Below are 25,798 nucleotides of genomic sequence, written 5' to 3'. Positions count from 1 at the left end.
TTTATTTTTTTGTTTCTTCTTTTGACAACTTTAGTTCACAGTAGTTTTACTCCATTTCGATGGTGGGGTTAGCGGCAAAACTATTCCAGAACTTTTCTGCGGTTCCCGCATCCATTTTTCCGTCAAATACAATCATGCGGTATTTAAGCGTGTAATCTTGTTTGGAATCCAGTTTCCAGTCGTTGTGTCGGATGGGTACAAATTCGAAATACATGTCGCCCCTTCCACCGTTGGCATCGAGCGGCCATACCCGCATGGGTTCGGGGTGCATGCGGTTCGAAGGATGACTCAGGAAAAGAATCCCGGAACGGCCTTCTTCCGTGTCCGATTCCCCTTCAACGAGGCACCAGCGGGCGTTTGATCCATCGGCATCCAGCCTGGTTTTGCCTTCTGAAGTAAGTACGGTGCAGTTGTCTTTGTTCCATTTTTCGGTGGCTCTCCAGCCTATTCCGCCACCATAGCGGTAGGCATCGAGCATAATACCATTTTTTAAAGGGCTGTTCAGACTGGTGGTATAATCGATCATCCAGATATCTTCTCCGGTATTCCATGCCCGCACGTCCAGTATTTCATTCATGGCCACCTGGTCTTCACCCGCCGCGCCAAAGTCGATGTGTTGTTGCAATGCCTTAAACCCGCTAAAAACCTCCCCTTCGGCTTCCGACAGGAAACCGGCAAACTTCACGGTTCCCTGGCCTTTTATCAGGTTCCAGAAATCCACTTCGCGGCCGTTGATGTGGGTTTTGGTCCAGGGCCCCCAAATGCCGTAGTGATGGTAGTGGTCGGGTGCCTGAATGCGGGTAAGTTGCTGGCCTTCGGGCGACCACAAAGGATGAATGTAACCCGATCGTTTAAAAAGCGGATCGGCTTCTTTGGGTGGAAGGGTAACGGCATACCTGTACTTAAGAATGGGCTTGTCGTTCATTGTCAGGCTTAAATCCTCGTCGTCTTTCGCAACGGTTACTTTTGCTGAAGCTTTTATTTCCTGTTCTTCGCGTTTAAGAATGAACTCACGTGTTGTGCTTTTTTTTAGTTCTCCCTTTACCAGGAACCATAAACGGGCCGAATGTCCGCTTTCAATCTGAGAGGGGATGGCGGTTTCGCCCTGGCTGGTTTTCTCGTACAAAACAAGCCTGCCTTGATCGGTATTGTAGTTTATTCCGTCCAACGAAACAGATACGGGAGCATCCATCCGGTCTTCTTCTGTTAGCACTTTAAACCTGGCCAGTTCCTGTGCCAGTAAAGACTGTGCAAAAAGAAAGATGGTAATGATTAGTATGGTTCTCATAGTGGTTCAGATTATTGATTCTCCTTCGGTATCATCTGCGGTACAAACTTGTCGATGGTTTCTTTAAAGGCCCGAATGTTTTCAGTTGTTACGTCCTGTGGCATTCCGCCGCCGCACGACCAGATCACTCTTTGGGCATCGGCAAAATCCTCCACCATTTTCTTTGTTTCCGTTCTTACCTGCTCCGGTGTTCCGGCAGCCAGTACATCGCGTGGCGGCAGGTTTCCGATCAGCGTTACTTCGGGGCCTGCCAGCCCGCGGATTTCCTTCATGCTGTGCTCGAAGCTAAAGTTATAAAAATTAACCCCCATTTCGCGTAAAAAGGGAGTAGACACCAAACCCTGCGCATCGTTGTGGAAGAAGTTGATTTCAGAATCAAATGCCTGGTAAATTCGTTTGATATAGGGAATCGCAAATGTTCTGCATTCTTCTTCCCCTATAAATCCAACAATGTCGTCGAGCAGCAAAATTCCTTGAATGGAGGGGAACATTTCTTTTTGATACTGAACCCAGTCAATGGTAAAGCGTGTGATGGTTTCCAGCAGTTGGTGGCTGTTGTCCGGGTCCATCATAAAAGCCATCATCAACTCGGTGGTACCCAGCAGAAAGGAGGCTATGTTCAGTGGGCCGCGTGCAACAGCAAATTTTATTTCGTGCCCCATGTCACGGATGGGAGCGTGGTAGTTTAACAAGCGCTGAATGACAAATGGAAGCAATCCGTCCGTTTTGGGGTTGGGGACTTTAAGGGTGCCTGCCTGCGATATGTCGCTTAGCACCCGGTCGGCATGAGGCAGGCTGTATTCATTCCACACTGTTTTGGCTCCAAAAGCTGAAGGCTCGGTGCACATCCCAAACTCCGACCAGAAACCGGGAAGAAAGAGGATGTCGGGAAATGTTTCGATCGCTTTTTTGTTGGTGTCGAACCAGGTTTGTTCCGAAGAATAATACTGCAAGGTCGATATTCCAGCCCAGCCGGGTAGCCACGGACTGTCAATAATAAATCCGGTCACAGGTTTTTGCGGCGTTTCACCTCGTACTATTTGGGTAAGAAGCTGCCATTGTTCGTTCGTCATTATTATTGCTTTAGTTACCTCACAAATTTAAATCGTATTAAAAGAATCTGACAGTATAAACTTTGCGAGGCTTTGTACTTTTTTGACATTTTCTTATTTTGGTGGACGAAATACTGAAGGGTTGTGAAATGAATGAACCCGGATAAAAATTTGTAGCGATGAAGATAATGCACGAACAGATTGATTTGCCCGGAAGGACGAAAATACGGGTAAAACTGCAGGAGAAGGCTCACTTTACTTATCCCTGGCATTTTCATTCAGCCTACGAGTTGCTTTATGTTCTGGATGGCAGCGGAACCAGTTTTGTTGCAGATAACATCGAAGAGTTTCAGTCGGACGACCTGGTTTTGCTGGGGACCAATCTGCCTCATTTCTGGAAAAGCGACGAATCGTATTACGATCCTGACAATCAAAAAAAGATCACTTATGTGGTTATCCAGTTCTCCAACGATTTTTTCAAGGAAGCGATTTCTGAATATCCCGAGTTTTTCAGGATAAAGGAATTACTGGAGCGTTCGGGAAGAGGAGTGCGGTTTTCGAAGGCTTTTGCAGAGAAAGCCCGACGAAAGATTTTTAAGGTGGTAAAAACCAGTGGATTCGAGAGAATGCTGCGTGCCTTGGAATTACTGAGTTATCTGGCAGAAACGGAAGAATACAAGTTGCTGGCCGGCGAACTTTACCGGGTCGAAAATCACGATTTTACGAGCGACAGACTGGCCAAAGTGATGAATTACCTGAACAGCAATTACCTGGATAAGATCGAATTGGGAAAGGTGGCAGCGGTGGCCAATTTGAACCCTTCAGCGTTTTGTCGTTTTTTTAAAGAGAAATCGGGAAAATCGCTGGTTGAGTTTATTAACGACATGCGTATCAATTATGCGTGCATGTTAATGATTGAAGGGAAAATGACCGTAACACAGGTTTGCTACGAAAGCGGGTTTAACAACCAGTCGAATTTTAACCGGATTTTTAAAAAGTATACCGGATTTACACCTACCTTGTACTCTCAAAAGTTTCACAAAAACAGTGATTTAAAACCCAAGGAAGAAGTGCCCGAAGTATAGCGGCAGCTGGCTTTCCGGTTGGAACGCGAATGAATTCCGGGCTTGATATGAAAAATAGGGTTGTTGTACCGGACTGAATAAAAGGATTTTAAAAACGCTGATGAAAGAAGTATTAACTTTATCACAGTCTCAATATAAAAGTTAAACCAACCAATCGAATGAATCGTATCGCATTGCTTTTACTCGTACTTCTGCCTGCCGGATTGTTGGCGCAGCAAGTGGAATTTTTGCCTGACGACTGGCAAAATCCGGCGGTTTTTGAAAAGGGGCAAAATCTTCCGCATGCTTTTCATATTCCCTACAGTTCGCGCGAACGAGCCATTCAGGATTTACCCCGAAAATGCGAAAATTATCAATTGCTCAACGGAACGTGGAAATTTCTGTGGGTGGAAACGCCCGATCAGGTTCCAGCTGATTTTTGGAATCCCGATTTCGAGCTTAATGGATGGAACGAGATTACGGTTCCGTCGAACTGGCAAATGGAAGGGTACGGTCATCCGAAATTTCGAAATGTTGCGTTGTCGTTTGAAAGCGATCCTCCGAAAATTCCGGAATATTACAATCCGGGAGGTTGCTACAAACGTAAGTTTGAGTTACCCGAAAACTGGGGGGAAAAGGAAGTGATGCTTCGTTTCGAAGGCGTGAAATCGGCTTCCTATGTGTGGGTGAACGGCGAAAAAGTGGGTTACAATCAGGGCGGTTTTGAGCCGGCCGAATACAATATTTCCCGGTTTTTGAAGAAGGGCGAAAATGATCTTTCGGTGGAAGTGCTTCGTTTTAGCGATGGTTCTTACCTCGAAAACCAGGACATGTGGCGCTTGTCGGGGATTTTCCGGGATGTGAAATTGTATGCACAGCCACAAACCTACATTCACGATCATTACGTTACTACGGATCTTGATGAAGAATACAAGGATGCAACACTGAAAGTGGAAGTTGATCTGACAAACACACTACCGGAAAAAAGGGAAGTGAGTATTGAAATGGATGTGTTGGACGATGAGGGAAGATCAATTCTTGCGGAAGGCATTCAAAAAGAAACAGCGGCAGTTGATTCTGCCTCAATAAAAAAAGTAACATTGTCAACGGTGGTGGTCGATCCGACCAAGTGGTCGGCTGAGTTTCCCCATCTTTTTCAGTTGTTGATTATTCTGAAAGACAAAGACGGAAATACGTTGGAAGCGCTTTCGCAAAAAATTGGTTTTCGTGAAGTGAAATACAAGGATCACATTCTGACGGTTAACGGGGCTCCTGTAAAACTAAATGGGGTGAACAGCCACATGCACGACCCAAAACACGGGCAGGCCGTTCCGCAGGAAACATTGCGAACCGACCTGATTCTGATGAAACAGCACAACATCAACTGTGTGCGAACCAGTCATTATCCGCCAACCCCGGAATACATTGCCTTGGCCGACGAACTGGGGATGTACATTTTTGATGAAGTGGGCGATGAAGCGCACAACAACATTCATTTGTCTGAAAATCGTGCCTGGACTGAGATGTACCGCGATCGTTCTCGCAAGCTCGTGTATCGCGACCGCAACCGTCCTTCGGTGATTGTCTGGAGTGCCGGAAATGAATCGGGCAGCGGAGAAAATATCCATGAAGTGATTAAAACAGGCAAAGCGATCGACCCGAGCCGACCGGTCTGGATGTACGGCGGAAATACGTTTTACATTCCTTTTGAAGACATAGTCGGGCCGCGTTACTGGAGTCCGATCGATTATAAAAACCTGGCCGAAGGAAAGGTGCTTCCGGAGAATGACCAGCGGGCTTCGTTTATGGATGAATACCTGGCTGCCACCGGGAATGGTTTGGGCGGGATGGACGAATACTGGGAATACATTTGGAAGTACCCGCGACTGACAGGCGGAGCCATTTGGGACTGGATCAGCCCGGGAATTGAAACACCGCGCCGGATTCTGAGTGATCTTTCAGAAGCCAAAAACGACGGACAAATTATGGGACGACCTGTATTTGCCGAGGGGAAAAATGGCTGGGGACTCGAATTTTCGGGGCACGATGACTGGGTGGAGTTTTACCGCGATCCAAGTCTTGATATCACCGGAAACCAGCTCTCCATTTCATTTTGGGTGAAACCTTTCGAAATTCCACAGCCCAATACGTTTATAGCCAAAGGCGGGCACGGATACGGAATCGGAATGGAAGATCCGCGGACGCTGGAGTTTTACCTGCAAAGTGGCAAACGCGTTTCTGCCAAAGCAAAAGTGAACAGCGATTTTTACGGAAACTGGCACCACATTGCGGGTATTTACGACGGACGGAGCCTGCAACTTTACATCGACAAAAAACAGGTGGCGACCAGTTCCTTTAGCGGAAATATAAGTTCAACGCCTTTCCCGCTTTGTATTGGGCGTGAAGCCGAAACACAGGACCAAGGCGAATATTCCGGACGGCTTTCCAAAATGGTGATCGACGATGTAAAGATATTTCCGGAAGCTGTCCGGGTTGGAAATATTGAACACCAAACCGACGGCGCTGTGTTGCATCTCGATTTCGAAAAGGACACCACAGCGGGTTCGTTTTATGCTGTTGGGCTGGGAGGCAGAACCTATGGAATTGTGTGGCCCGACCGAACTCCGCAGCCCGAAATCAACCAGATAAAAAAATCAGGTCAACCGGTGAAAATCGAGGTAATTGATATGGCAGCCGGGAGAATCCAGGTGATCAACCGTCATCAGTTTAAAAACCTGAAAGAACTGGACGGACGATGGGAACTGAGAGTGGATGGAAAACCCTCGCAGCGCGGAATTTTTGAATGCGAAGCTGCTCCCGGAGATACCGTTGAAGTTACGATCGATTATCGCCGTCCGCGTATTGATTCGCGTGAAGAGTGTTTGATGCTTGTTTCGTTTGTGTTGAAGGAAGACCAAAGCTGGGCCCCGAAAGGGCACGAAATTGCCTGGGAGCAATTCAAGGTGTCAACCGATCTGTATTTTGTGGAAGAAAAGCCCAACGACCGGAAGGTTTCTTTTTCGGAAAGTAAGGATAAGGTTGTGATAACTGGAGATGATTTCAGTTATGTGATCGATAAAAGCACTGCGAAACTTTCTTCGCTGCAATTTAAGGGAACGGAATACCTCGAAGGCGGGCCGGTGTTTAACGTTTGGAGAGCGCCCACTGCCAACGATCTGGATCCGTGGGGAAGTTACATGTTTAGCAGCGATAACCGCACACCGGGTTATGGAAGGAGCATCGACAACCAATTGCGAACACTGGGCATGCGCGACCTGTTGACGCAGGTAGATGAAGTGGACGTAATTCAGCTAAATGAGAAGGAGGTAAAGGTGAGAATGAAAGTGTTTTCGAACTCTTCGCTTCCGGCCAATCGCCGATTAAACCGGGGTGGTCTTTTCTCGGCTTTTGAACGAAACGAAACCTGGACTTTCTCAGCCAGCGGGAAAATCGATCTGGAACAGGAAATCATTCCGCACGGACCGATGCCGGATATGTTGCCCAAAATTGGTTTGCAGTTTGAATTACCAAAAGCTTTTAGCGCGGTTGAATATTACGGTCGCGGGCCTTTTGAAAATTACCCCGACCGCAAAACCGGGGCAAAAGTGAATTGGTATCATTCCACTGCTGATTCGATGTACGTACCCTACATTATACCACAAGAGTATGGCAACCGAAGCGATGTTCGCTGGCTAAAAGTAGAAAATGCGGACGGTAAAGGTTTGCTGATCAAAGGAGACGATTGGCTAAATTTCAGCCTGCACAAATATTCCACCGATAACCTTTCGCGGGCCATGTACACTTATCAATTGAAAGAGGCGCCCAATACTATTCTGAATGTGGATTTTGAAGTTTCGGGTGTGGGCGGAACCGCGATTCGCCAATTGCAAAAGTACCGGGTGCGACCGGGCGTTCGGAATTACAAGCTTTCGATCACTCCGTTTTAGCGATGCTTTTTCCCCGCAAAAAGAGGCTTCTTAATTTTAACCTTTATAAGCCGGGTTATACCTTTCTTTCGGTACCTCGCCGGAACATCTTCGTTTTTAAAAACCTGGACACTTTTAATCCATTGAGGATTGATGTTTTCAAGTTTTACCTTCTTTTTACCATTTACGAGGATCAAGGTGTCGTCGGTTTGGAAATTAATTGGTGTGTCAATAATTCGACTGACTTTGCCGGATTTGTTTTTCCTGATTGTTGCATTCATTTTAACAGAGGCGTCTTTCGAATCCAGTGTTCGAATCTCCTTTTTTGATGGTGGCGTGTCTGTCTTTTGAGCGCTGGAAATCAGCACCGAACCGGAAAAGACCAATGTCAGAATAAGTAAGCAAATTGTCTTTGAGTTAGGCATGGTGAACGTTTTTGTTGTTGAATCCCAGAGTATTATAATTGAGAAAATATTGTGCAAATTATTCTGTCAATGACTGATACAGATTGAAAATAGATCGATGTAGATTGAAGCCGGATTGAGCCAATCTCATCTTGGATTTCAACTTGAAACGGGCTGATGCTATTCTGTCTCCAATGGCATCAATAAATGGGGCGGCACCTAAAGTTTTCCGATTTCGCGTGTACCGCTTCCTTTTTCCAGGCCAACGTTCAGGTCTCCCAGTTCAGCACGGGCAGCTTCAACAATTTCCATCAATTCGGCCACCTTCTCGGGGTGCGATTCAATTACATTGTACTGTTCCCCGGGGTCGCGCATCATGTTGTAAAGCTCGGGTTGTTCCACTGTCATTTTTACACGTGCCCCGCCGTGGCCGTCTTGTCCGGGTGTGGTATGGTACGATCGCCAGGTGTGTGGCAAAACCAGCTTCCAGTTGCCTTTACGCACGGCATTCAGGTTATTGGTGTCGTAGTAAAAAAGAATGGTTTCGCGCGGTTCGGCTTCTGTATTTCCTTTCCATAGCTCAACAACGCTGGTTCCGTCAATTTTTTGTTCAGGTAAACCGGTGCCGGCAATTTCTGCAAAACTGGGAAGAAGGTCAATGGCACAGGTGAGTTTGTTGCAAACGGTGCCTGCCGGTGTTTTTCCGGGCCATTTGATAATAAAGGGAACCCGTTGCCCGCCTTCCCAGCTGGTGGTTTTGCCTTCGCGCAAACCGCCTGCCGATCCGCCATGGTTTCCGTAGTTTAGCCACGGGCCGTTGTCGGTGGTAAAAATGAAAACGGTATTATCGTCGATTCCGTTGTTCTCCAATGCTTTTTCTATTTCACCCACACTCCAGTCAATTTCCATCATTACATCGCCGTATTTGCCCTGCTCACTTTTCCCCCTGAATTTCTCGGAAACACCCAGCGGAACGTGTCCCATCGAGTGCGGGAGGTAGAGGAAAAACGGTCCGTCGGCGTGACGGTTGATGAAATCCACGGCTTTTTCAGTGTAAAGCGTGGTCAGTTTGTCCTGATCCTGAAGGCTTGTTATCCGCTCACTGACTTCGTTGCCGGTAATCACAGGAAGTTCGGGGAATGTTCTTTTGCGGTGACCTTCGGGCGGCGGATTGCCGAGGCCATCCAAAGGCCACATATCGTTCGAGTAGGGAAGACCTACAAATTCATCAAAACCATGTTGCAGGGGAAGAAATTTAGGTAAGTCGCCAAGGTGCCACTTGCCAAAAATTCCCGTTGCATATCCTTTGGTTTTCAGCAGTTCGGCTATCGTTGTTTCGTCGGGGTTAATGCCAATTTCGCTGTTGGGGCGCAGTGCTCCCGAAAAGCCGATCCGGTTGGGGTAACAGCCGGTTAGTATGCCTGCTCGCGAGGCGCTGCATACCGGTTGGGCGGCGTAAAAATTGGTAAAACGCATACCGCTGGCAGCCATTTTGTCGAGGTTGGGCGTTGTGTAACCCGTAGCGCCGTAACATCCCACATCACCGTATCCCATGTCGTCGATAAAAACCACTACGAAATTGGGCAGTTTTTCATTCTCTGTTTTGGGAGATTGAGTTGAACAAGCTGTAAAAAGGAGTGACAAAAGGGCAATCAGACTGATGATTTTCATATGGATCGGATTTAGTTGATAAGCGAAAGTAGTGAATTATTCAATGAAAGTTAAACCTTGTCGGCATAATGCTGGTGGAGAAATTCAAAAAAGCGGTTGATGCGTTCCACTTTCGTGTCTTCGTTTTTGGTGTCTTCTATGTGGGCTATCCAGAATTTTTTAGCCGAAATTGTTAGCTTTTCGAAGTACCTGGCCATTTGCTGATCGTTGTCGAGTAGCCATTGTAAATATTCGGGAACGGCAACTGTACGCGGTTTTGTGTTTTGTTCCAGTTCAATGTAAACCGTGTCTCCTTCCTGTTTCCGGATCGTATCGCGGATGTCTTTTTTGAAATGAAGCCAATGTCCGTTTTTTCCGTTGGGAAGCAGGTTCATCTCGTAGGTTTTACCTTCTACGGTAACCTTGCTCCAGATGTGTTTGCTGGTGCCGAATTCCTGGCGGCTGTCAAAAGGAAATTCGGCATAAACGCCGTTCATCGGACCTTTTACCAGGATGGTTTTGTAGCTGAACTTTTTAGGCATTTCCAAGGAATTTCAGGTTGCGCTTCAGCCCGTTAAAACCGGCTCTTTTTACCGCAGAGTTCTTAAACAATTCATTGAAAAGCGGTCGCTCCATATTTTCCCAATCGTCTTTATTTAGCTGAAGTAATTTGGGGTGAGGATTAAAAGAAGCCTCGTTGTGTGGTTCCGATTTCAGGTTCCAGGGGCAAACATCCTGACAAATGTCGCAGCCAAAAACACGGTTGTCAAATTGTCCTTTCAGCGATTCGTCCAGTTCGCCTTTTACTTCAATGGTTTGGTACGAAATACATTTGCGGGCATCCACCACCCGGTTGGCAACAATGGCTTTGGTAGGGCAGGCATCAATGCATTTGGTACAGCGTCCGCAATGGTCGCTTACCGGTTTGGGGTTGTCGTACGGAAGTTCAATATTCACGATCAGTTCCCCGATAAAAAAGAAGCTCCCGTGGTGAAGTGAAATCAGGTTGCTGTTTTTGCCAATCCAGCCCAATCCGGCTTTCCGGGCCCAGGCACGTTCCAGTACCGGTGCCGAATCCACAAAAGGCCGCCCTGTGCAGGAGGTGATTTCAGTATGAATGAATTCCAGAAGCCGACGAAGTTTGTCTTTCAGAACAAAATGATAGTCGGTTCCATAGGCATATTTCGAAAGCACTGGCGCTTCTTTATCGCTTTGTGTTTCTTTGGGAAAGTAATTCTGGAGAACGACGATGATGCTTTTTGCGTTCTCTACCAAAAGTTGCGGATTGAGCCGCTTCTCCGTATTTCGCGCCATGTATCCCATCTCTCCGTGCATTTGGGCGGAAAGCCAGGATTCAAAGTGTTCCTTTTCTTCCGCGAGAAAAGAGACCGGAACAATGGCGCAATCAGAAAGTCCAAGCGATTTTGCTTTTTCTTTGATTAAATCAGATGTTTGTGTGGATTTCATCGTTCTCTGTCCCTAAGGGTTACGAAGTTCCCTTAAGGGTTTAAAGTATCTGTTTTCGTTTCCTCAAATCTAAACTACTTTTTTTATAATGTCAACAACTCGCCCACCATTTGAATCAGAATGCTTTTATCATGTGTATAATCATGCCCGGGGGAGTGATAGTTTATTTTCGACAGACTGGGACTACAAAACATTTTTAGAACTTGTACGAAAGTTTATTACTCCGGTAGCAACAATTTACGCTTACTGCTTAATGCCCAATCATTTTCATTTTTTAGTAAGAAACAGAGAAATCCAGATTCCATCAGGTTTTAAACGTAGGGATGAGAACAGCTATTTCTCGCATCAATGGGGAAGCGTTCAGAATACCTTTTCTAAAAAGAAAAATTACAGAAGTGGAAAAAGAGGGGGACTTTTTTGTCAGTCGATTAACAGAACGTTGATTGACTCGGAGCAACATTTGCAAATGTGTTTGGTATATATTCATAACAATCCGGTGAAACACGGTTTCACAAATTCTCCGGGAGAGTGGAGGTTTTCTTCCTACAAAGCAATAATCTCACAAGAGAAAACAGATATAGCGCGGGAAAGTGTTTTAAGGTGGTTTGAATCGAAAGAAAATTTTAAAGCTTATCATGAATCTAATGCAGGCGAGCTATTTGCTGAGAAGTATAAACTTCGTTAATTTGTTCTGTCAAATAATCAAAACCCTAAGGGAACGTTGTAACCCTTAGGGTGATAAATTAGTTTTATGCGCGTTGCTGTTGTTGATTTGGGAACCAATACCTGCAATTTACTTGTGGCGGAGATCCGGAAGGGGAGTTTCCGGATTTTGCACCAAAGCAAACAACTGGTTAAACTGGGCGACGATAAAATTCGCGACAACGAAATCAGTCCGGCTGCAACGGAAAGAACGATTGAGTCGTTTCGGAAACACAAAAAGATCATACAGGACCTGGGAGGAGTTAATTCTGTTTATGTGCTTGCTACTTCGGCTGTGCGTACCGCCGCCAACAAAGCTGAATTTCTGGAGAAGCTGGGAGAGGAGAGTGGCTGGCTGGTGAAAATTGTTAGCGGGAAAAAAGAGGCGGAGTTGATTTTTAAAGGCGTTTTACTGGCTTTTGAAAACCTTGACAATCCATCGGTGATTCTGGACATAGGTGGAGGAAGTAACGAACTTATTCTGGCGCTCGATACCGATATTATCTGGAAAGAAAGCCAGCCAACAGGAATGGCGCGAATCATCAACCGTTTCGATCTTTCCGATCCGATACAGGAGAACGAAATCAAGCTGCTCCAGGAGTATTTTGCAGCGCAGCATTTAGAGGCGATTCAAAATTGTTGCGAACATTCTGTAAAAATGCTGGTAGGTTGCTCGGGGGCTTTTGATACGGTAGTTGATATGATTGACGAGGTGGATCCGGGAACCAGGCAACGTATTAAACAGGAAATAACGCTGGAAGATTTTTATGCAGTCTATCACCGGTTGATTGCTTCGACCCGTGCCGAACGCTTGCAGTTTAAAGGGATGGATTATGTGCGGGTTGACCTGATCGTTCCGGCTGTGATTCTGATCGAAACCCTTGTTCGTGAAATTGGCATTCAGGAAATTGTACAAACCGATTTTGCCCTGCGCGAAGGTGTGGTATTTGAGCTGATGGAGAGGCTGAATAACTATTAGTTCGCTAAGCGATTCTAAACTGCCAGGCGCATAGGTTTACTACTTCATTCCGGGTTTTAACTGCTGTAGCTCCATTTTCATTTCATTCACACTTTTCAGAAGTTGTTGCAGATCACTCTCCGGTTCCGGAATTTCGGTATTGAGGTAGCACACAAACTTCCAGATTTCTTTTACCTCGGTTACCGGTAGTTCGTAAGGTTCAAATTGCGTATTCAGCGAAATCATTTCAAATGATCTTTTTTCCGTAATGTCATTTTCAACCATTTTAAAAACAATTCCTTCGTCGCGGGTAACCACAATACAGGCTTGTCCCGATCGCACATCCATAAAATCCTGGACAAATTCACCAATCACTACCGATCCGCTGGGAATGGGCAACATGGAATCGCCGGTAATGGTAAACGCCCGGTACTTTTTCTCTTTCGACAAAAACGGCAACTGAAAAACCGGCAGTTTCCCAATGTATTCGGGGTCGGCAAAACTGGTTACATAACCGGCCTGTGCTTTTTCGTTTACAAACTCGATGTTGTCGTTGTTTGATGAATCAACCGTAGTGGCAATAACGCGGAGGTTGGTGCCGCGGATAAATACATCAAAACCATTTTGGAGATCGGTGAACTGCAATTCTGAAAGCCGGTTCAGGTCAATGTTGATCAGTGTATCGATGGCGATGCCATAAAATTTTGAAAATGCCTGCAGCTGCGGAACCGTTGGCTGGCTGATGGAATTTTCCAGTGCATTAATGGTGGTGCGTTTTAAATTAAGCGCTAAAGCCACATCATTTTGTGTGCGATTTTTCCGGTTTCGTAAAAGCTTGATATTGTTGCTGAAATGGTTCATCCGACAAATTTTTTTCTTCAAAAGTAAAAAATATTCTTGTGGATATAAAGTAATTGATTAATTTATTATCGCCTCATTTGATAATAATATTATCAGAGCTATGAAAACAATTTCCATTATTTCCAGTGGGGTTAAACCCGATAATTAGGTTCCAAATCCCCGGTGTTGACCGGGGATTTTTGCCTTTAGTTAATGGAGTTTGGGCACCGGGGATTTGTGTATTATGATTTAAAGGAAGAAACAATGGACGAGAAAATTCAGAAGAAACTGGCCATATTATCCGACGCTGCCAAGTACGATGTTTCGTGTGCATCGAGCGGAAGCACACGAAAAAACACGGGCAACGGGATCGGGAATGGTGTTGCCGCCGGTATTTGCCACAGTTTTACGGATGACGGGCGCTGTATCAGCCTGTTTAAAATTCTGATGACCAACCATTGTATGTACGATTGCGCCTATTGCGTTAATCGCCGCACCAACGACCGTCCACGGGCCACTTTGTCGCCGCAGGAGATTGTCGATTTGACGATCGGTTTTTACCGCCGTAATTATATCGAAGGCTTGTTTCTGAGTTCGGGCGTGATAAAAAATCCGGATTTTACGATGGAGCGAATGGTATTGACGGCCAAAAAACTGCGTGCCGAAGAAAATTTCTACGGGTACATTCACTTGAAAGCCATTCCGGGAGCGAGCCCTGAACTGATAGAGGAAGCAGGCATTTGGGCCGACCGCCTGAGTGTGAACATGGAAATTCCCACTGAGCCTAACCTGAAAAAACTGGCACCCGAAAAAAATTACCCCGACATTATCTCGCCAATGACGCAGATCCGGAATTCGATCCTGATCAGCAAAGAAGAAAGAAGAAAGTTCCGCAGTGCCAAGCAGTTTGCGCCGGCAGGACAAAGCACTCAGCTGATAGTGGGGGCCACTCCCGAAACCGACCGGGAAATCATTTTGCTTTCGTCGGGCTTGTATCAGAATCAAAACCTGAAGCGAGTGTACTTTTCGGGTTATCTGCCGGTGAATGATTACGACAAACGGCTTCCGGCGATTAGCCGGCCTCCCCTGGTGCGCGAAAACCGCCTGTATCAAAGCGATTGGCTGATGCGCTTTTATCATTTTAAAGCCGAAGAGATTTTGACCGAAGACCATCCTTTCCTGGATTTAGATGTGGATCCGAAACTGGGATATGCCTTGCGAAATATGCACCTGTTTCCGGTGGATATCAATAAAGCCGATTACGAAATGATTTTGCGGGTGCCCGGAATCGGTGTGCTGTCTGCTCAAAAGATCATCATGGCGCGTCGCCATCGCCGGCTTACCACCTTGACGCTGAAAGAGCTGGGGGTAGTGCTGAAACGGGCCAGGTATTTTATTACCTGCAACGAGCTGGCTGCAAAATTTTCGGATTGGGATCCGGTTCGTTTAAAGCGACAACTGGTGATCAATACGCATTCAAAATACCGGAAATCGCCGGATACTCAGTTGGAATTGTTTGCCGATTTCAAACCGGTTTTGCCAACGTTGCATTAGTTCTGAGTTTAGAGTTCAAAGTTCAGGGAGGATCGAGTATCAGTTATCAAGTATCCAATTATGAAAATTTACACTTACGATAATAGTTTTGAGGGATTGCTGACGGCAGTATTCGAGTGTTATCGCCGGAAGGATTTTCCGGTTGATATTTGCGCGCGAAATGTCCAATCCCGGCACCTTTTTTTGGAGAATGTGGATATTCAGACAGACCCGCAAAAAGCAGAACGTGTTTGGAACGGAGTGCAGGCGAAGATGTCGGACGCTAACAAGCAGCTTTTGTTTTATGCTTTTTTGTCTGAAGAACAGGGAATTGAGATGAAGATCTACCGTTTTCTGAGGCGCCTGTTTAGCGGTTACATGAACCTTGAGACCGATTACGGCGATTTGGATGTGATGGCGCTTACCCAGTCGTCGCAAAAGGTAAAGAAGGAAGCCATGCGAATCATGCAGTTTGTGCGGTTTCAGCGAGCAAAAGACGGAATGTTTTTTTGTGGCATCGAACCAAAATTTGATGTGCTGCCGTTGGTTGTTACGCATTATCAGAAGCGCTTTGCCGATCAGCGCTGGCTGATTTACGACCTGCAACGAAACTACGGTGTTTATTACGATAAAAACAAAGTGGAAGAAGTGGAGATATCGAAGAAACAGTTTAATGCTTTTAATGGCCAGGTGAAACAGGCGCTGCTGGATGAAGGAGAAGATTTTTACCAGAAATTGTGGTGCTCGTATTTTAAGCACATCAACATTGAAGAACGAAAAAACCTTCGCTTGCAGTTACAACACATGCCCCGAAGGTTTTGGAAATACCTGCCTGAAAAGCAAGCAGGTGCTTGATTTTTTATATTTGAGGAAGCGCTTTGTTGGGCTTATTTTTTCTTGAAAATATTTTTCAGGTCTTTCAGGTTTTTTATTTCCGGTTCCTGTTCGCCGGAAGAATCATCATCTTCTGTTTGTGCTCCTCTTTGCATCAAATCCATGGGATTGTTGCTGTCGAATTTCTGAAATTGAACATCTCCAGGTACGTCAAATTTTGCGGAGGGAACGGGAACATCGAATTGGATGCTTGTAGCAGTCCAAACCGTTTTTTGTCCCAAAACTTTTACTTCTGTTTTAACTGCTATGTCTTTCCAAATCCAAATGGTACTCCCCATTCCTTTCCATACTTCACAGTCTCTGCCGTCTACAGCTTCGTTTCCTTTTTTCTCGAAACCCAACTGTTTCATCAGCTGTTTGGAAAAATCCTTGATGTCAAAATCCGGATCTTTCATTAGTTCTTCCAGAATCGAATTATGCATCTGCGTGCCGGTGCTTTGTCCGGGTGTCCACTGGTAGATTTCAAGTCCCAGCGTCAGTTTTACTTCATCGGTTACGTTTTTCTGACCAAAACTTTTCATTACGGTGTTGGTAACTTCGCATTGGTCCCATCCGTGTTCATCAATGTATAAAGTTTGTGAGCCGGTTGTGTTGCCGCTGTATGTGTATTCAACAATGGCCGTTTTAAATTTGTAGGGTTTTATGGTTTGCTGAGCACTGACATATGCGCAGGTAATAATTGCCAACAGGCCGAGAATCATTTCTTTCATCGGTTTTATTATTGATTGTTGATGTCTTTGTATTTCTCTTCCAGTTGTTCCATGCGTAGTTTGAACGTTTGCATTACCGTGGCGAGTGCGGCTGCCTGTTCTTCGTTCAGCCCTTCTTCCAGTACTTTGGTTTGATCTTCCATTTCATTGTATTTTCCCGCAAATTGTGCAAAGTTGGAAGTAAACTTTCCGAGCGCTGCAACCATTTTAACTTTGTCGAGCATGTTGAGGTCTTCCTCTTTTTTCCCGGCAAAGTCTTTACAATCTTCTGCCAGTTCTTCAGCCGTGTCGCTGAACAAATTGATGGCTTCTTCCGAGGCTTTTATAAATTTCTCAATGTCGTCGTTTCCCTGTAATTCAGCGGGGATGTCAATCTTGAGAGGGGGGAGCGGATTGGAAGACGGGGAGTTGGCGCACGACGATATCAGAAAAATGATAGTGATGCTGATAACTGCGAATCGATAATTCTTCATAGCTAATTGGCTTAAAAGTGAGGTTTACAAAGAGGAAGGGTAATACCCTTCCTCTTTGTTTTTATAAGCTAAACATCAGTTTTACACCGGCCCGCAGGTAGCCTCCACTGCTGATGGTATAGCAGAGTTCAGGGGCGAGTGTCATTTTTTCTGATAAGCCGATGTTAAGGCCGGCTCCGAGGTTTAAACCAACATCGGATGATGATGCAGAACCACCGCCCAGCCATTCTCCCAATTCAGGGATATCAATTTTTACCATGGTAATATTAAGTCCGCCGATGCCGTACAATGCGCCAACATTTTCAATTTGGGTAATGCTGTAGTTGGCATTAAAGTCGAGTGCCGACCATTTTACGTAGTCTTTCTCCAGAAAATAGGTAAACGCTCCTGTGGCAGCCCACTTTTCATTGATCTGATAACCAGCATTGGCGCTAATGCCCAACGAGCTGATGTCGGTAGCAAAACCCAGACCCGGGCCTACGCTAATCTGAGCCTTTGCCTGATTGGCAGTTAAGAAAAGAACGAAAGCAAAAAGTAGTGTGATTAAATTTTTCATAATTGTAATTTTAAAGTTTATAATTTGGAAGTGACTGATTTTATGATTCTAACAGATTCCGTAATATGCCTGCATCACCTTCTTTGTTACGGTTTGAACTTCCGGGGGAGAGCTGGTCGATGAGTTTGTTGATGGGCATGGATTGCAGCCATACTGTGCCGGTGCCGCTTAGTGTTGCCAGGAATAAGCCTTCGCCGCCCAAAAGCATTGATTTAAGGTTTCCGGCCTGTGTTATACTGAAATCAATTCCTTCCTGGAAGCCGACTACACAGCCTGTATCAACGCGGATGGTTTCGTTGTTAAGCTCGTGCCGGATAAGGGTGCCACCTGCATGGATGAATGCGCGTCCGTCGCCCTGAAGCTTTTGAAGAATAAATCCTTCGCCACCAAAGAATCCGGCCCCCAGTTTCCGGTTAAAATGCATGCTTATTTTGGTTCCGAGTGCAGCGCATAAAAAAGCGTCGCGCTGAACGATAACCGAGCCGCCCAGCTTCTGTAATTCGAGCGGAACAATAGTTCCCGGGTAAGGAGCAGCAAATGCCACATGACTTTTCCCTGTACCACGGTGTGTAAAATGCGTAATAAAAATGGATTCGCCCGCTATTTTTCGCGATGCTGCCGAAAGAAGTTTGCCGAACAAGCCTTTATCCGGTTCCGATCCATCGCCCATTTTGGCTTGGAAATCGATGCCTTCTTTCATGTATAGCATGGCTCCGGCTTCGGCTATTACTGTTTCGTTCGGATCTAATTCAATTTCTACATACTGGATATCGTGGCCACCGATTTTGTAATCTACTTCGTGTGATTTCATCTGATTTAATTTGTTCGTTTTCAAAAGTGTTTTTAGCTGGTAGGCTGATTGCATTCCTGTTTTTATTGCTTATTCTCTGACCTTATTTTCAGAGTGTGTTGACAAACGGGAGAGGTTTAATCTATCTGCCAAACAAGAGTCGTTTGATTTGCCCCAGAAACCTGAGTACCATCAGAATCGAAACGGCACAAAACAAGAGGGGGAGCCTTAATAATAATCCGAGCCAGAAACCTGCGCCGGGTTCGAGCACTGTGCTTTCCGGGAATTCAGGGTCGTAATACACCGTTACGCTTGTTCCTTCTGCATATTTTTTAAGTTTGTTTACTTCGCTGTTTTTCATACTGCTTGAGCCATCGGCCATAGTAATGCCCGAGCTGCTGTATTGGCGATCATTTACGGTATAGTCGTAATATACATTGGCCGAATACATGTCGGTGCCTTCACTGTTGGTGCTTTTCCCTAACTCCGAAGCAGTGATTACTCCCTGTACTGTTGGCCATTTTTCCGTAGCCCTGGCTTCTTCTAGCATGGGTTTGGTAAAGTACAGCCAGCCCATAAAACCGCTGGCAAAAAATACCGTGGCAAAGACTAGTGTCCCAATGGGTGATTGTTTTCTTCGCATACCTGAGGATTATTGATTTTTCGGATTAGGTCCGTATGGGTTACTTCCTGATGTACTGTCGGTAGCAAGCAATACCAAAAGCCAGATAAGGCCTATTACAGGAATAAAGGCAATTAACAACATCCAGCCGCTTTTGCCGGTGTCGTGTAAACGCCTGACGCCGACAGCCAGACCTGGAATTAACATGGCCAAACCATAAAGCCCGCCTATTGCACCCCATGTTCCGAGGGCCGCATCCAGCGCTCCTGCAGCTATCGAAAAAATGATGTTGAAAAGAACAAACATCCAATACTCTTGTCTTCTGGCACGACCATTAAAGTCGGCATACTGTTTTAATACTTTTAAATACCAATTCATAATTTTAGTGTTATTGAAATTTTCAGATAGTTTTTTCTTAGAACTTCACAAATTCAACTCTTCTGTTGTTGGCTTTCCCTTCAGGAGTGTCGTTCCCTCCTATGGGTTTGCTTTCACCCCAGCCTTTGCTGTTGAGCCTGTCGGCTGCAATTCCCATTTTAACAAGCTGTTCCATTACTGTTTTGGCCCGGGCTTCAGAGAGGGTTTGGTTTTGGGCATCATCGCCGTCGCTGTCGGTGTGTCCTTCCACACTGAATTTCAGCTCAGGCTGTTTTTGCATCAATTCAAAAATATTATTGATCGGTCCTATGCTTTCGGGTTTCAATGTGGCTTTGTTTACGTCGAATTTTATCCCGTTACAAACGATTTTGCCGTCCTGCATAACCCGGTCGTAATATTTTACACCGCCTTTGGCTATGCGCACGTTTTTAATGTATTGTAGTTGTTCTGGTTTATCGCTTGAATATCCTGTTAAGTGAAAAGTAAGCCCGGTCGGATTTCCTTCCATACGAGGAATGTTTATCAAACGTGTTTCATCCAGGTAAACTTTTAACTTACTTCTGGTATATGCTATTGATATATGCCTCCACATACCATTGGGGTTTTCTTTTGGAAGTACCTGATAGCTATTGTCATATTCGGCTGAGTAACTGTTTATTTCTACTGGTTTATAATTGCCATTTGATTCTTGATTTTTTTTGTCGAAAAAGTATATATAAAGGTCTCGCTGATTCTCATCTTTCCAAAACCAAGCGTCTAATTCAACTGTAAATACTTCCGGCAAGTAATCGTCTTTGCTGTTTTTTAAGTAGGGAATAATTTCGCCGCCCTTTGGAAAAGCAATAACATTTTCGCCATTTACATTAATAATTTCACAATTGCCCTCAACTAAATCCCAACGGCTGGGAAACTCGCCGTTTTCTTCACCGTTTGAGGGGCCGTCTTCAAAAATTACTTCATCGCCCGGAACAAAATCGAATCGGCTCCATTGTATGTTCATCTTAGGGGTTGGCTGCCCGTTGGTGCCGGTACCGGAAAGCTGCTGCTGGTTCTCCTGTTGTTGCTGGCTTTCCTCTGCTTCGTTCGGCTTGTTCTGTTCTTCCCCCTTTTTCTTTTTTTTCCCGAAAAGGCTTCCAATTCCTTCTTCCAGTTTATCGAATCCTTTGTCGATAGCTTTATCGGTGTTCGAGTTGGCCCGCTGATTTGTTTCCCGGTTAACTTTCTTTTTTACATCTACTTTTACCTGCGCCGGGGAAATCATCGCGAAAAGCAGTGATACTGAAATAAGGAGGAGGATTCTGGTTTTCATTGTTTTTGATTTTGTTGTGAAGGTAGAAGGGTTTTGGAGCAGTGCCCGGGTTTAATTTGAAAGTGTTCTGTTTCACTTTGAATTTGTAATTGTCTGTTCAGAATTTGCATCAATTCCTTTTTCTTCCGCATGGAAGTGGGAATAAGTGTATTGTCTTTCATTACGAGCGAAAAACCGTGCGTTTTGTCGATTTTTACCAGGTGTTCGAGGTTCACCAGAAACGATTGATGAGGCCTGAAAAAATTATGATGCAGAAGTTGCCGCTCGTATTCTTTAATATTCCTGGAAACAACTACCGGTGGACGGTTTATAAAAAAGAAAGTAGTGTAGCTGTTATTGCTTTTGCAATAAAGTATATCAGAATTGGGAATGAGGTGAATAGAATCGGAAGTGTGTAGCACAATACGTTGCATCGAAGCTTTTTCTGTAAAGCTATGAGGCGAGAACTATTGGTTTTAGCAAGGTTTTGAATTCGGGCAGCAATACTTTGAAAGCGTTCGGGTTTTTCAGGTTTTCTAATTATTAGAGATTCTCGAGCATCTGAATCAGTCTTTTTTTCTGGCGGATGGATACCGGGATTTCTTTTTTGTTTTTCATAATAATAAACCCGCCGTCCGATTTGTCAATCTTTTTTACATGGTTCAGGTTAACCAGAAAAGATTGGTGCGGACGGAAAAAACCATGTCCCGAAAGCAGTTCTTCGTATTCGCGGATGCTTCTCGATACCATTATCTTTTCGTTGTCGGCAAGATGGAAAGTCGTGTAGCTGTTGTCGCTGCGGCAAAACAATATGTCGCTGGCATCAACAATATGCAGCGAATCCATGGTTTTCAGCACCAGTTTTTTTCCTTGGTTTTCATTTTGCAGGCTTTCGAACAGAACACCGGTTTGAAGCTGCTGATTTTCACTTTCGTTAATTTCGTCGATGGCATGTTGTATTGCCTGCTGAAATTCTATTTCGTTTACCGGCTTAAGAATGTAGTCGAGCGCACTGAATTTAATGGCTTTCAGAGCATAAGTATCGTAGCCTGTAATAAATACTACTTTAAACGAATAAGGCTTTAATTGCTGAAGAATCTGGAAGCCGGTACCTTCGTTCAGTTCCACATCGAGCAAAACAAGGTGTGGCTTCTCCTTTTTTATCAGTTCAACGCCACTTCCGACCGAATTGCCAATTCCTGCCAGCTTTACTCCTGGAAAATATTCTTTTAATAACCGGCTGTTAACTTCCTGCATGGCCGGTTCGTCGTCTATCACAACTGCTTTAATCATACATCTAAAACCGGAATGTTTATAACAATTCTCACTCCCGTTACAGAGGGGTTTGAATCTTGTAGGTTTATCAGTTCAAAAGTAAACTCTTTTTTGTGTTTTTGCTGAATTAACTTTCTACGTTTTTCAAAAATTTGCATGGCCATAGAGCGGTGACCTAATGCTGAGTTTGTGGTCATTCCTTTCCCGTTATCTTCAATAATGAATTCAATCCATTGGTTTTTATCGGTAATCTTTACTGTTAATTTTCCCTGGTAGTCAATGTTGTTGAACCCGTGTTTGATGGCGTTTTCAATAAAAGGTTGGATAACCATGGGCGGAATTTGAATAAAATCGGCTTCCTGTTTGTCGTCGGTAATTATTTCGAAATCGAATTTTCCGGGTTTGCGCATCTTCTCGAGTTCCATGTAGTTGCTCAGCATTTTTATTTCATCGCGCAGCGCAATGGATTCGCTGGCAGAATATTCAAGGGTTGAGCGGGTTAAGGAAGCAAACTGAGCGAGATAACTGGCAGCTTTCTTCGTATCGTTTCCCATTATATAATTCTGAATGGAGCCCAGTACATTGAAAATGAAATGCGGGTTCATTTGCGAACGAAGTACTTTTTGTTGCAGGTCGTTTTGTACCAGCAAGGCTTGTTTCCTGCGAATTTGCAGGATGTATAAAATCATAACAATAATAAGCAGTAAAACAGCCAGTAAAACAATTCCTGCACGGAGCCGCTGGTTTTTTAGTTCGTTTTCGGTGGTGAGCAGCTCAATGTGTTGTTCTTTTTTTTGGGTTTCGAAACGAATTTCCAGAGCCTGGATTGTTTTATTATTGGCCTCATTTATAATGCTGTCTTTGTACGTGTGACTCTTGTGCATGGCAGCATATGCTTCTTCCCATCGATTTTGTTTTTTATGGATTTCGGCATAATTGGAATAAGCAGTCATCAGATTTTTTAGCGAGCTGACTTTTTGAGCCTGGGATATCGCTAAATCGAGGTGGTGCAACGCGGTTGGGTAATCTTTTTGGGCAATGGCAATCTCACTTAGGTAGCAATTGCAGTAGCTTTGGTAACGCAGGTCATCGCTTTTCTGATGGAAAATTAATGCCTGTTCGAATCTTTCTTTGGCTTTGTCGTATTCTCCGTTTGCCAGATAAGCCCTGCCAATCAGGTGTTCGGCAACCCCCATTCCTTCATCAGAGCCCGTTTCCGCAAGTAGATCGCGCGATGTTTGGAAATAGTGCATCGCCGAATCGTTTTGTTCTTTTATGAGAAATATCTCGCCAATTGATCCGTAGTTATAAGCCAGGGTACGCATGTCGTTTCGTTGCCTGGCTATATCAGATGATTGTTGAAAGTAGCTTAAGGCCCGTTCATAGTCTTTTTGAAGAATAAGCGTAGTTCCCAGTGCATTCATGGAGTATGATGAAGACTTTAAATTCCCGATAGCATCTGAAATTGCCAATGCTTTATGGAAATAATCAATTGCCAGGTCCGTAACGTCCTGTTTTCGGAAAACCTGCCCCAAATTATTGTAATTGTAAAACATTTGGGTGCTGTCTTTTTCCTGGATGGCAATTGCCAGTGATTTATTATGATATTCGTATGCTTCTTTGTAGTTTTCATTGTAACGGTACTGAAGACCAATAAAATCGTAGGCTTTCATTTCTCCTTTTGCATAACCTGTACTTTGGGCCCTTTCGGCATACTGTTTTAATAGCGGAATATAATCTTCTCCCAGTTTTTTTCTTTGTTTTCTGATTTGTTCGAAAGTTGACTCTAAACTGTCGGGTATTGTTTGTGCATTGACAATTGCACGCAGGCTGTCTGCCAATCGTTTCTCTGAAAGATTATCGGCTTTGGTTTCTAACTCAAAAAGTAGAAAGAGAAAAAGTACATATTTTAGGAGGTGTAATTCATGTTTCATTCAGCTAACGGGAATTAGAGGTTTGTATCGATAGAGGTGATTGTTTGTAATGTATTGGTTTCTTTGGTCTTCAGTGTAAACAACCCAAACAGAATCGCTTTATCGTAATTGCCGGTAAAGTAATTATTGGGAGCTAGGTTCATGCTTTTTTTTGCAATTTCACCTGTATCTCCATTTTTTTCAGCATTTTTCAGTTTCAGGATGTAGGTTTCATTTGAGTTTTTGAAATCACCTGTTACTGCAAACATATTGACCAAATAGTTGACTGTTTGGGCAATCAATTTGTTGTCGTCCAGATATTGGGCTATTCTAAGTGCATTCTTAAACTGAATAATTGCTTGCGGATAGTTTTCCGTTTCATCACCATGTTCGCCGTATTCATAGTGTATTTTCAATTTTGGACGGTCATCTACCCCCGTTTTTCCTAACCTTTCTTCAACGTAAAGTGCTGGTGTGTCTTGTCCGGAAACAATATCATAGGGGAAGAAAAAAGGAAATAAACTTATGTTGATTATAAAGCGTACAGGGATTCTGTTCATTATGGTTTATGTTATTAGTAGACAGATTAGTTAATATAAATTCAAAAATAGGATATTTATCGACAAGCCGTAAAAGTAGTCATTGAAAACAGTGCATTTACTATTTTTTGTTATATGAAGACGTTGGTAAATAAAAAACCGCTCCTTTTTTGAGAAGCGGTTTTGCTGAAATTATGATAAAAAACTAAAAAGATTATTTGTCTTCTGTTTGGGTTTTAGGCAACAGCAGGTTCAGAATAATTCCCACTGTGGCAGCCAAGCCGATTCCGGCGAGGGAGAAATGACCATAGGAAATAATGGCACCGCCGATTCCGACAGTAAGAACTACCGATACAATTACCTGGTTACGGGTTTCACCCATGTTGGTTTTTGAATCAACCAGTGTTTTGATACCGATGGAAGCAATCATTCCGAATAAAAGCAACATGATTCCGCCGAGGATGGCTTGCGGAATGGTTTCCAGGAAACCACTCACTTTTCCTACCAACGAAAAAACGATGGCGGTAATGGCTGCAATTCTCAAAATAAACGGATTGGTAACTTTGGTAAGCGTAATAGCACCGGTTACTTCCGAATAGGTTGTGTTGGGAACACCACCAAAACATCCGGCAATACCGGTCGCAATACCGTCGCCCAGCAAGGTGCGGTGCAAACCGGGTTTTTCAATGAAATTCTTGTCGCAAACACCTCCAATGGCGTACATATCGCCCACGTGTTCAATAATAGGAGCAATGGCTACCGGAATCATATAAAGAATAGCATGCCAGCTAAGTTTTGGCGCTGTAAATTCGGGCAACGAAAACCAGGCTGCTTCTGCAATAGCCGAGTAATCAACCTTCCCCCATATCATGGCTACGATGTACCCCACTGTGATCCCGATGAAGATAGGAATCAACTTGATCATTTTTTTACCAAAAATTACCACCGTAATGGCGGTTGCCAAAGAAATAATAGCCAGCGCCCAATCGGTTTTTGCCATATCAACCGCAGCAGATGCCAGCGACAACCCGATGATCATAATTACAGGACCTACTACAACTGCGGGAAACAGACGCTCCACAAATTGGAGTCCGCGCAGTTTCACCAAGCTGGATACAATGGCATAAACAATCCCAACAGCAATGATGCCGGATAATGTTCCTGGCCAGCCGTAAAGTTTGGTGGCTTCGATAATGGGGGCAATAAAGGCAAAACTACTTCCTAAAAACACAGGAACCTGGCCTTTGGTAATAAAATGAAAAATCATGGTACCAATGCCGGCGGTAAAGAGCGCTACAGCCGGATCGATACCTACCAGGAGAGGTACCAAAACAGTGGCGCCAAAGGCTACAAACAGGAACTGAACTCCCAGTATCGTGTTCTTTGGGGTCAGTTGCTCGCGAAAGGTTTTTTGACTCATACTTCTTCTTTTTTTTGCGTGGTTTTTTTATAAAAAAGACCCGCTTCCAATAGAAA

At 44.4% G+C, this 25,798-nt stretch carries 25 protein-coding genes; 6 read left to right on the top strand and 19 right to left on the bottom strand.

Annotated elements, in window-relative coordinates:
- Positions 1–46: 46 nt before the first annotated feature.
- Positions 47–1,288, bottom strand: a complete 1,242-nt coding sequence (locus tag D1614_RS06445; RefSeq protein ID WP_119437083.1) for a DUF6807 domain-containing protein — start codon at positions 1,286–1,288, stop codon at positions 47–49.
- An 11-nt stretch (positions 1,289–1,299) separates the two neighbouring features.
- On the bottom strand, positions 1,300–2,361 hold the full coding sequence (locus D1614_RS06440; RefSeq protein WP_119437082.1) for a uroporphyrinogen decarboxylase family protein: 1,062 nt from the start codon (positions 2,359–2,361) through the stop codon (positions 1,300–1,302).
- A 158-nt stretch (positions 2,362–2,519) separates the two neighbouring features.
- Here D1614_RS06440 and D1614_RS06435 point away from each other — a divergent pair, with 158 nt between their 5' ends.
- Positions 2,520–3,425 (top strand): AraC family transcriptional regulator, encoded by a 906-nt coding sequence (locus D1614_RS06435; RefSeq protein ID WP_119437081.1) that lies wholly within the window; start codon positions 2,520–2,522, stop codon positions 3,423–3,425.
- 158 nt (positions 3,426–3,583) lie between these two features.
- The gene (locus tag D1614_RS06430; RefSeq protein ID WP_119437080.1) at positions 3,584–7,351 is read left to right on the top strand and encodes a beta-galactosidase small subunit-related protein; all 3,768 of its coding nucleotides are present in this window, start codon (positions 3,584–3,586) and stop codon (positions 7,349–7,351) included.
- On the opposite strand, the gene D1614_RS06425 is transcribed toward D1614_RS06430, so the two are convergent.
- From D1614_RS06425 to queG, 4 genes are all read right to left on the bottom strand, one after another.
- On the bottom strand, positions 7,348–7,755 hold the full coding sequence (locus tag D1614_RS06425; protein ID WP_147384053.1) for a hypothetical protein: 408 nt from the start codon (positions 7,753–7,755) through the stop codon (positions 7,348–7,350). The two genes, D1614_RS06430 and D1614_RS06425, sit on opposite strands and share 4 nt — an antisense overlap.
- Positions 7,756–7,953: 198 nt before the next feature.
- A complete protein-coding gene (locus D1614_RS06420; RefSeq protein WP_119437078.1) occupies positions 7,954–9,405 on the bottom strand; it encodes a sulfatase family protein in 1,452 nt (483 codons plus the stop codon).
- 50 nt (positions 9,406–9,455) lie between these two features.
- The gene (locus D1614_RS06415) at positions 9,456–9,926 is read right to left on the bottom strand and encodes a YdeI/OmpD-associated family protein (protein WP_119437077.1); all 471 of its coding nucleotides are present in this window, start codon (positions 9,924–9,926) and stop codon (positions 9,456–9,458) included.
- A complete protein-coding gene (gene queG, locus D1614_RS06410) occupies positions 9,919–10,851 on the bottom strand; it encodes a tRNA epoxyqueuosine(34) reductase QueG (protein ID WP_119437076.1) in 933 nt (310 codons plus the stop codon). The genes D1614_RS06415 and queG overlap by 8 nt, the downstream gene beginning before the upstream one ends.
- 88 nt (positions 10,852–10,939) lie before the next feature.
- Between queG and D1614_RS06405 the strand changes: the two genes are divergently transcribed.
- Both D1614_RS06405 and D1614_RS06400 read left to right on the top strand, forming a co-directional pair.
- The gene (locus D1614_RS06405) at positions 10,940–11,536 is read left to right on the top strand and encodes a hypothetical protein (protein WP_147384050.1); all 597 of its coding nucleotides are present in this window, start codon (positions 10,940–10,942) and stop codon (positions 11,534–11,536) included.
- Between the two features lie 66 nt (positions 11,537–11,602).
- Positions 11,603–12,532, top strand: a complete 930-nt coding sequence (locus D1614_RS06400) for a Ppx/GppA phosphatase family protein (protein ID WP_119437074.1) — start codon at positions 11,603–11,605, stop codon at positions 12,530–12,532.
- Between the two features lie 39 nt (positions 12,533–12,571).
- Here D1614_RS06400 and D1614_RS06395 read toward each other — a convergent pair whose 3' ends face one another.
- The gene (locus tag D1614_RS06395; RefSeq protein WP_119437073.1) at positions 12,572–13,372 is read right to left on the bottom strand and encodes a helix-turn-helix domain-containing protein; all 801 of its coding nucleotides are present in this window, start codon (positions 13,370–13,372) and stop codon (positions 12,572–12,574) included.
- Between the two features lie 243 nt (positions 13,373–13,615).
- Here D1614_RS06395 and D1614_RS06390 point away from each other — a divergent pair, with 243 nt between their 5' ends.
- Both D1614_RS06390 and D1614_RS06385 read left to right on the top strand, forming a co-directional pair.
- Positions 13,616–14,905: a putative DNA modification/repair radical SAM protein gene (locus D1614_RS06390; RefSeq protein ID WP_119437422.1), complete on the top strand. Its 1,290-nt coding sequence runs from the start codon at positions 13,616–13,618 to the stop codon at positions 14,903–14,905.
- Between the two features lie 60 nt (positions 14,906–14,965).
- The gene (locus D1614_RS06385; RefSeq protein WP_119437072.1) at positions 14,966–15,739 is read left to right on the top strand and encodes a TIGR03915 family putative DNA repair protein; all 774 of its coding nucleotides are present in this window, start codon (positions 14,966–14,968) and stop codon (positions 15,737–15,739) included.
- A gap of 32 nt (positions 15,740–15,771) precedes the next feature.
- Here the strand turns inward: D1614_RS06385 and D1614_RS06380 are convergent, their stop codons facing one another.
- The 12 genes from D1614_RS06380 to D1614_RS06325 all read right to left on the bottom strand — a co-directional run bounded on the left by D1614_RS06380 (position 15,772) and on the right by D1614_RS06325 (position 25,742).
- The gene (locus tag D1614_RS06380) at positions 15,772–16,488 is read right to left on the bottom strand and encodes a hypothetical protein (RefSeq protein ID WP_119437071.1); all 717 of its coding nucleotides are present in this window, start codon (positions 16,486–16,488) and stop codon (positions 15,772–15,774) included.
- Between the two features lie 8 nt (positions 16,489–16,496).
- Entirely contained in the window at positions 16,497–16,961 is a 465-nt protein-coding gene (locus tag D1614_RS06375) for a hypothetical protein (protein ID WP_119437070.1), read from the bottom strand.
- Between the two features lie 61 nt (positions 16,962–17,022).
- Positions 17,023–17,517: an outer membrane beta-barrel protein gene (locus tag D1614_RS06370; protein ID WP_119437069.1), complete on the bottom strand. Its 495-nt coding sequence runs from the start codon at positions 17,515–17,517 to the stop codon at positions 17,023–17,025.
- 40 nt (positions 17,518–17,557) lie between these two features.
- A complete protein-coding gene (locus D1614_RS06365) occupies positions 17,558–18,328 on the bottom strand; it encodes a TIGR00266 family protein (protein ID WP_119437068.1) in 771 nt (256 codons plus the stop codon).
- A gap of 121 nt (positions 18,329–18,449) precedes the next feature.
- Positions 18,450–18,950: a DUF3592 domain-containing protein gene (locus D1614_RS06360; RefSeq protein WP_119437067.1), complete on the bottom strand. Its 501-nt coding sequence runs from the start codon at positions 18,948–18,950 to the stop codon at positions 18,450–18,452.
- A gap of 9 nt (positions 18,951–18,959) precedes the next feature.
- Complete coding sequence (locus D1614_RS06355) at positions 18,960–19,307, bottom strand: DUF805 domain-containing protein (protein ID WP_119437066.1); 348 nt, start codon at positions 19,305–19,307, stop codon at positions 18,960–18,962.
- Positions 19,308–19,344: 37 nt separating this feature from the next.
- Entirely contained in the window at positions 19,345–20,616 is a 1,272-nt protein-coding gene (locus D1614_RS06350; RefSeq protein ID WP_119437065.1) for an OmpA family protein, read from the bottom strand.
- Positions 20,613–21,029 carry a LytR/AlgR family response regulator transcription factor gene (locus D1614_RS06345; RefSeq protein WP_119437064.1) on the bottom strand — a complete coding sequence of 139 codons (417 nt, stop codon included), beginning with the start codon at positions 21,027–21,029 and terminating at the stop codon, positions 20,613–20,615. Before D1614_RS06345 ends, D1614_RS06350 begins: the two co-directional genes overlap by 4 nt.
- Before the next feature lie 109 nt (positions 21,030–21,138).
- Positions 21,139–21,888: a LytR/AlgR family response regulator transcription factor gene (locus tag D1614_RS06340; protein ID WP_119437063.1), complete on the bottom strand. Its 750-nt coding sequence runs from the start codon at positions 21,886–21,888 to the stop codon at positions 21,139–21,141.
- Positions 21,885–23,804 carry a tetratricopeptide repeat-containing sensor histidine kinase gene (locus tag D1614_RS06335; RefSeq protein WP_119437062.1) on the bottom strand — a complete coding sequence of 640 codons (1,920 nt, stop codon included), beginning with the start codon at positions 23,802–23,804 and terminating at the stop codon, positions 21,885–21,887. Before D1614_RS06335 ends, D1614_RS06340 begins: the two co-directional genes overlap by 4 nt.
- Positions 23,805–23,818: 14 nt before the next feature.
- Positions 23,819–24,343, bottom strand: coding sequence for a hypothetical protein (locus tag D1614_RS06330; RefSeq protein WP_119437061.1), 525 nt, complete (start codon positions 24,341–24,343; stop codon positions 23,819–23,821).
- Positions 24,344–24,536: 193 nt separating this feature from the next.
- Positions 24,537–25,742, bottom strand: coding sequence for a uracil-xanthine permease family protein (locus D1614_RS06325; RefSeq protein WP_119437060.1), 1,206 nt, complete (start codon positions 25,740–25,742; stop codon positions 24,537–24,539).
- Positions 25,743–25,798 lie beyond the last annotated feature (56 nt).

The organism is Maribellus luteus (genome assembly GCF_003576475.1).
GTDB lineage: Bacteria > Bacteroidota > Bacteroidia > Bacteroidales > Prolixibacteraceae > Draconibacterium > Draconibacterium luteum.
Note: the sequence above shows the minus strand (reverse complement) of the source record. Positions and strands in the feature narration are given on the sequence as shown.

Bases quoted from the DNA above. Each gene is read 5' to 3' on its own strand.
- D1614_RS06390 (WP_119437422.1), top strand. From the start codon at position 13,616: ATGGACGAGAAAATTCAGAAGAAACTGGCCATATTATCCGACGCTGCC.
- D1614_RS06355 (WP_119437066.1), bottom strand. From the start codon at position 19,307: ATGAATTGGTATTTAAAAGTATTAAAACAGTATGCCGACTTTAATGGT.
- D1614_RS06340 (WP_119437063.1), bottom strand. From the start codon at position 21,888: ATGATTAAAGCAGTTGTGATAGACGACGAACCGGCCATGCAGGAAGTT.
- D1614_RS06395 (WP_119437073.1), bottom strand. From the start codon at position 13,372: ATGAACCATTTCAGCAACAATATCAAGCTTTTACGAAACCGGAAAAAT.
- D1614_RS06335 (WP_119437062.1), bottom strand. From the start codon at position 23,804: ATGAAACATGAATTACACCTCCTAAAATATGTACTTTTTCTCTTTCTA.
- D1614_RS06435 (WP_119437081.1), top strand. From the start codon at position 2,520: ATGAAGATAATGCACGAACAGATTGATTTGCCCGGAAGGACGAAAATA.
- D1614_RS06330 (WP_119437061.1), bottom strand. From the start codon at position 24,343: ATGAACAGAATCCCTGTACGCTTTATAATCAACATAAGTTTATTTCCT.
- D1614_RS06405 (WP_147384050.1), top strand. From the start codon at position 10,940: ATGTCAACAACTCGCCCACCATTTGAATCAGAATGCTTTTATCATGTG.
- D1614_RS06365 (WP_119437068.1), bottom strand. From the start codon at position 18,328: ATGAAATCACACGAAGTAGATTACAAAATCGGTGGCCACGATATCCAG.
- D1614_RS06430 (WP_119437080.1), top strand. From the start codon at position 3,584: ATGAATCGTATCGCATTGCTTTTACTCGTACTTCTGCCTGCCGGATTG.
- D1614_RS06380 (WP_119437071.1), bottom strand. From the start codon at position 16,488: ATGAAAGAAATGATTCTCGGCCTGTTGGCAATTATTACCTGCGCATAT.
- queG (WP_119437076.1), bottom strand. From the start codon at position 10,851: ATGAAATCCACACAAACATCTGATTTAATCAAAGAAAAAGCAAAATCG.
- D1614_RS06375 (WP_119437070.1), bottom strand. From the start codon at position 16,961: ATGAAGAATTATCGATTCGCAGTTATCAGCATCACTATCATTTTTCTG.
- D1614_RS06400 (WP_119437074.1), top strand. From the start codon at position 11,603: ATGCGCGTTGCTGTTGTTGATTTGGGAACCAATACCTGCAATTTACTT.
- D1614_RS06345 (WP_119437064.1), bottom strand. From the start codon at position 21,029: ATGCAACGTATTGTGCTACACACTTCCGATTCTATTCACCTCATTCCC.
- D1614_RS06370 (WP_119437069.1), bottom strand. From the start codon at position 17,517: ATGAAAAATTTAATCACACTACTTTTTGCTTTCGTTCTTTTCTTAACT.
- D1614_RS06420 (WP_119437078.1), bottom strand. From the start codon at position 9,405: ATGAAAATCATCAGTCTGATTGCCCTTTTGTCACTCCTTTTTACAGCT.
- D1614_RS06445 (WP_119437083.1), bottom strand. From the start codon at position 1,288: ATGAGAACCATACTAATCATTACCATCTTTCTTTTTGCACAGTCTTTA.
- D1614_RS06385 (WP_119437072.1), top strand. From the start codon at position 14,966: ATGAAAATTTACACTTACGATAATAGTTTTGAGGGATTGCTGACGGCA.
- D1614_RS06425 (WP_147384053.1), bottom strand. From the start codon at position 7,755: ATGCCTAACTCAAAGACAATTTGCTTACTTATTCTGACATTGGTCTTT.
- D1614_RS06325 (WP_119437060.1), bottom strand. From the start codon at position 25,742: ATGAGTCAAAAAACCTTTCGCGAGCAACTGACCCCAAAGAACACGATA.
- D1614_RS06415 (WP_119437077.1), bottom strand. From the start codon at position 9,926: ATGCCTAAAAAGTTCAGCTACAAAACCATCCTGGTAAAAGGTCCGATG.
- D1614_RS06350 (WP_119437065.1), bottom strand. From the start codon at position 20,616: ATGAAAACCAGAATCCTCCTCCTTATTTCAGTATCACTGCTTTTCGCG.
- D1614_RS06360 (WP_119437067.1), bottom strand. From the start codon at position 18,950: ATGCGAAGAAAACAATCACCCATTGGGACACTAGTCTTTGCCACGGTA.
- D1614_RS06440 (WP_119437082.1), bottom strand. From the start codon at position 2,361: ATGACGAACGAACAATGGCAGCTTCTTACCCAAATAGTACGAGGTGAA.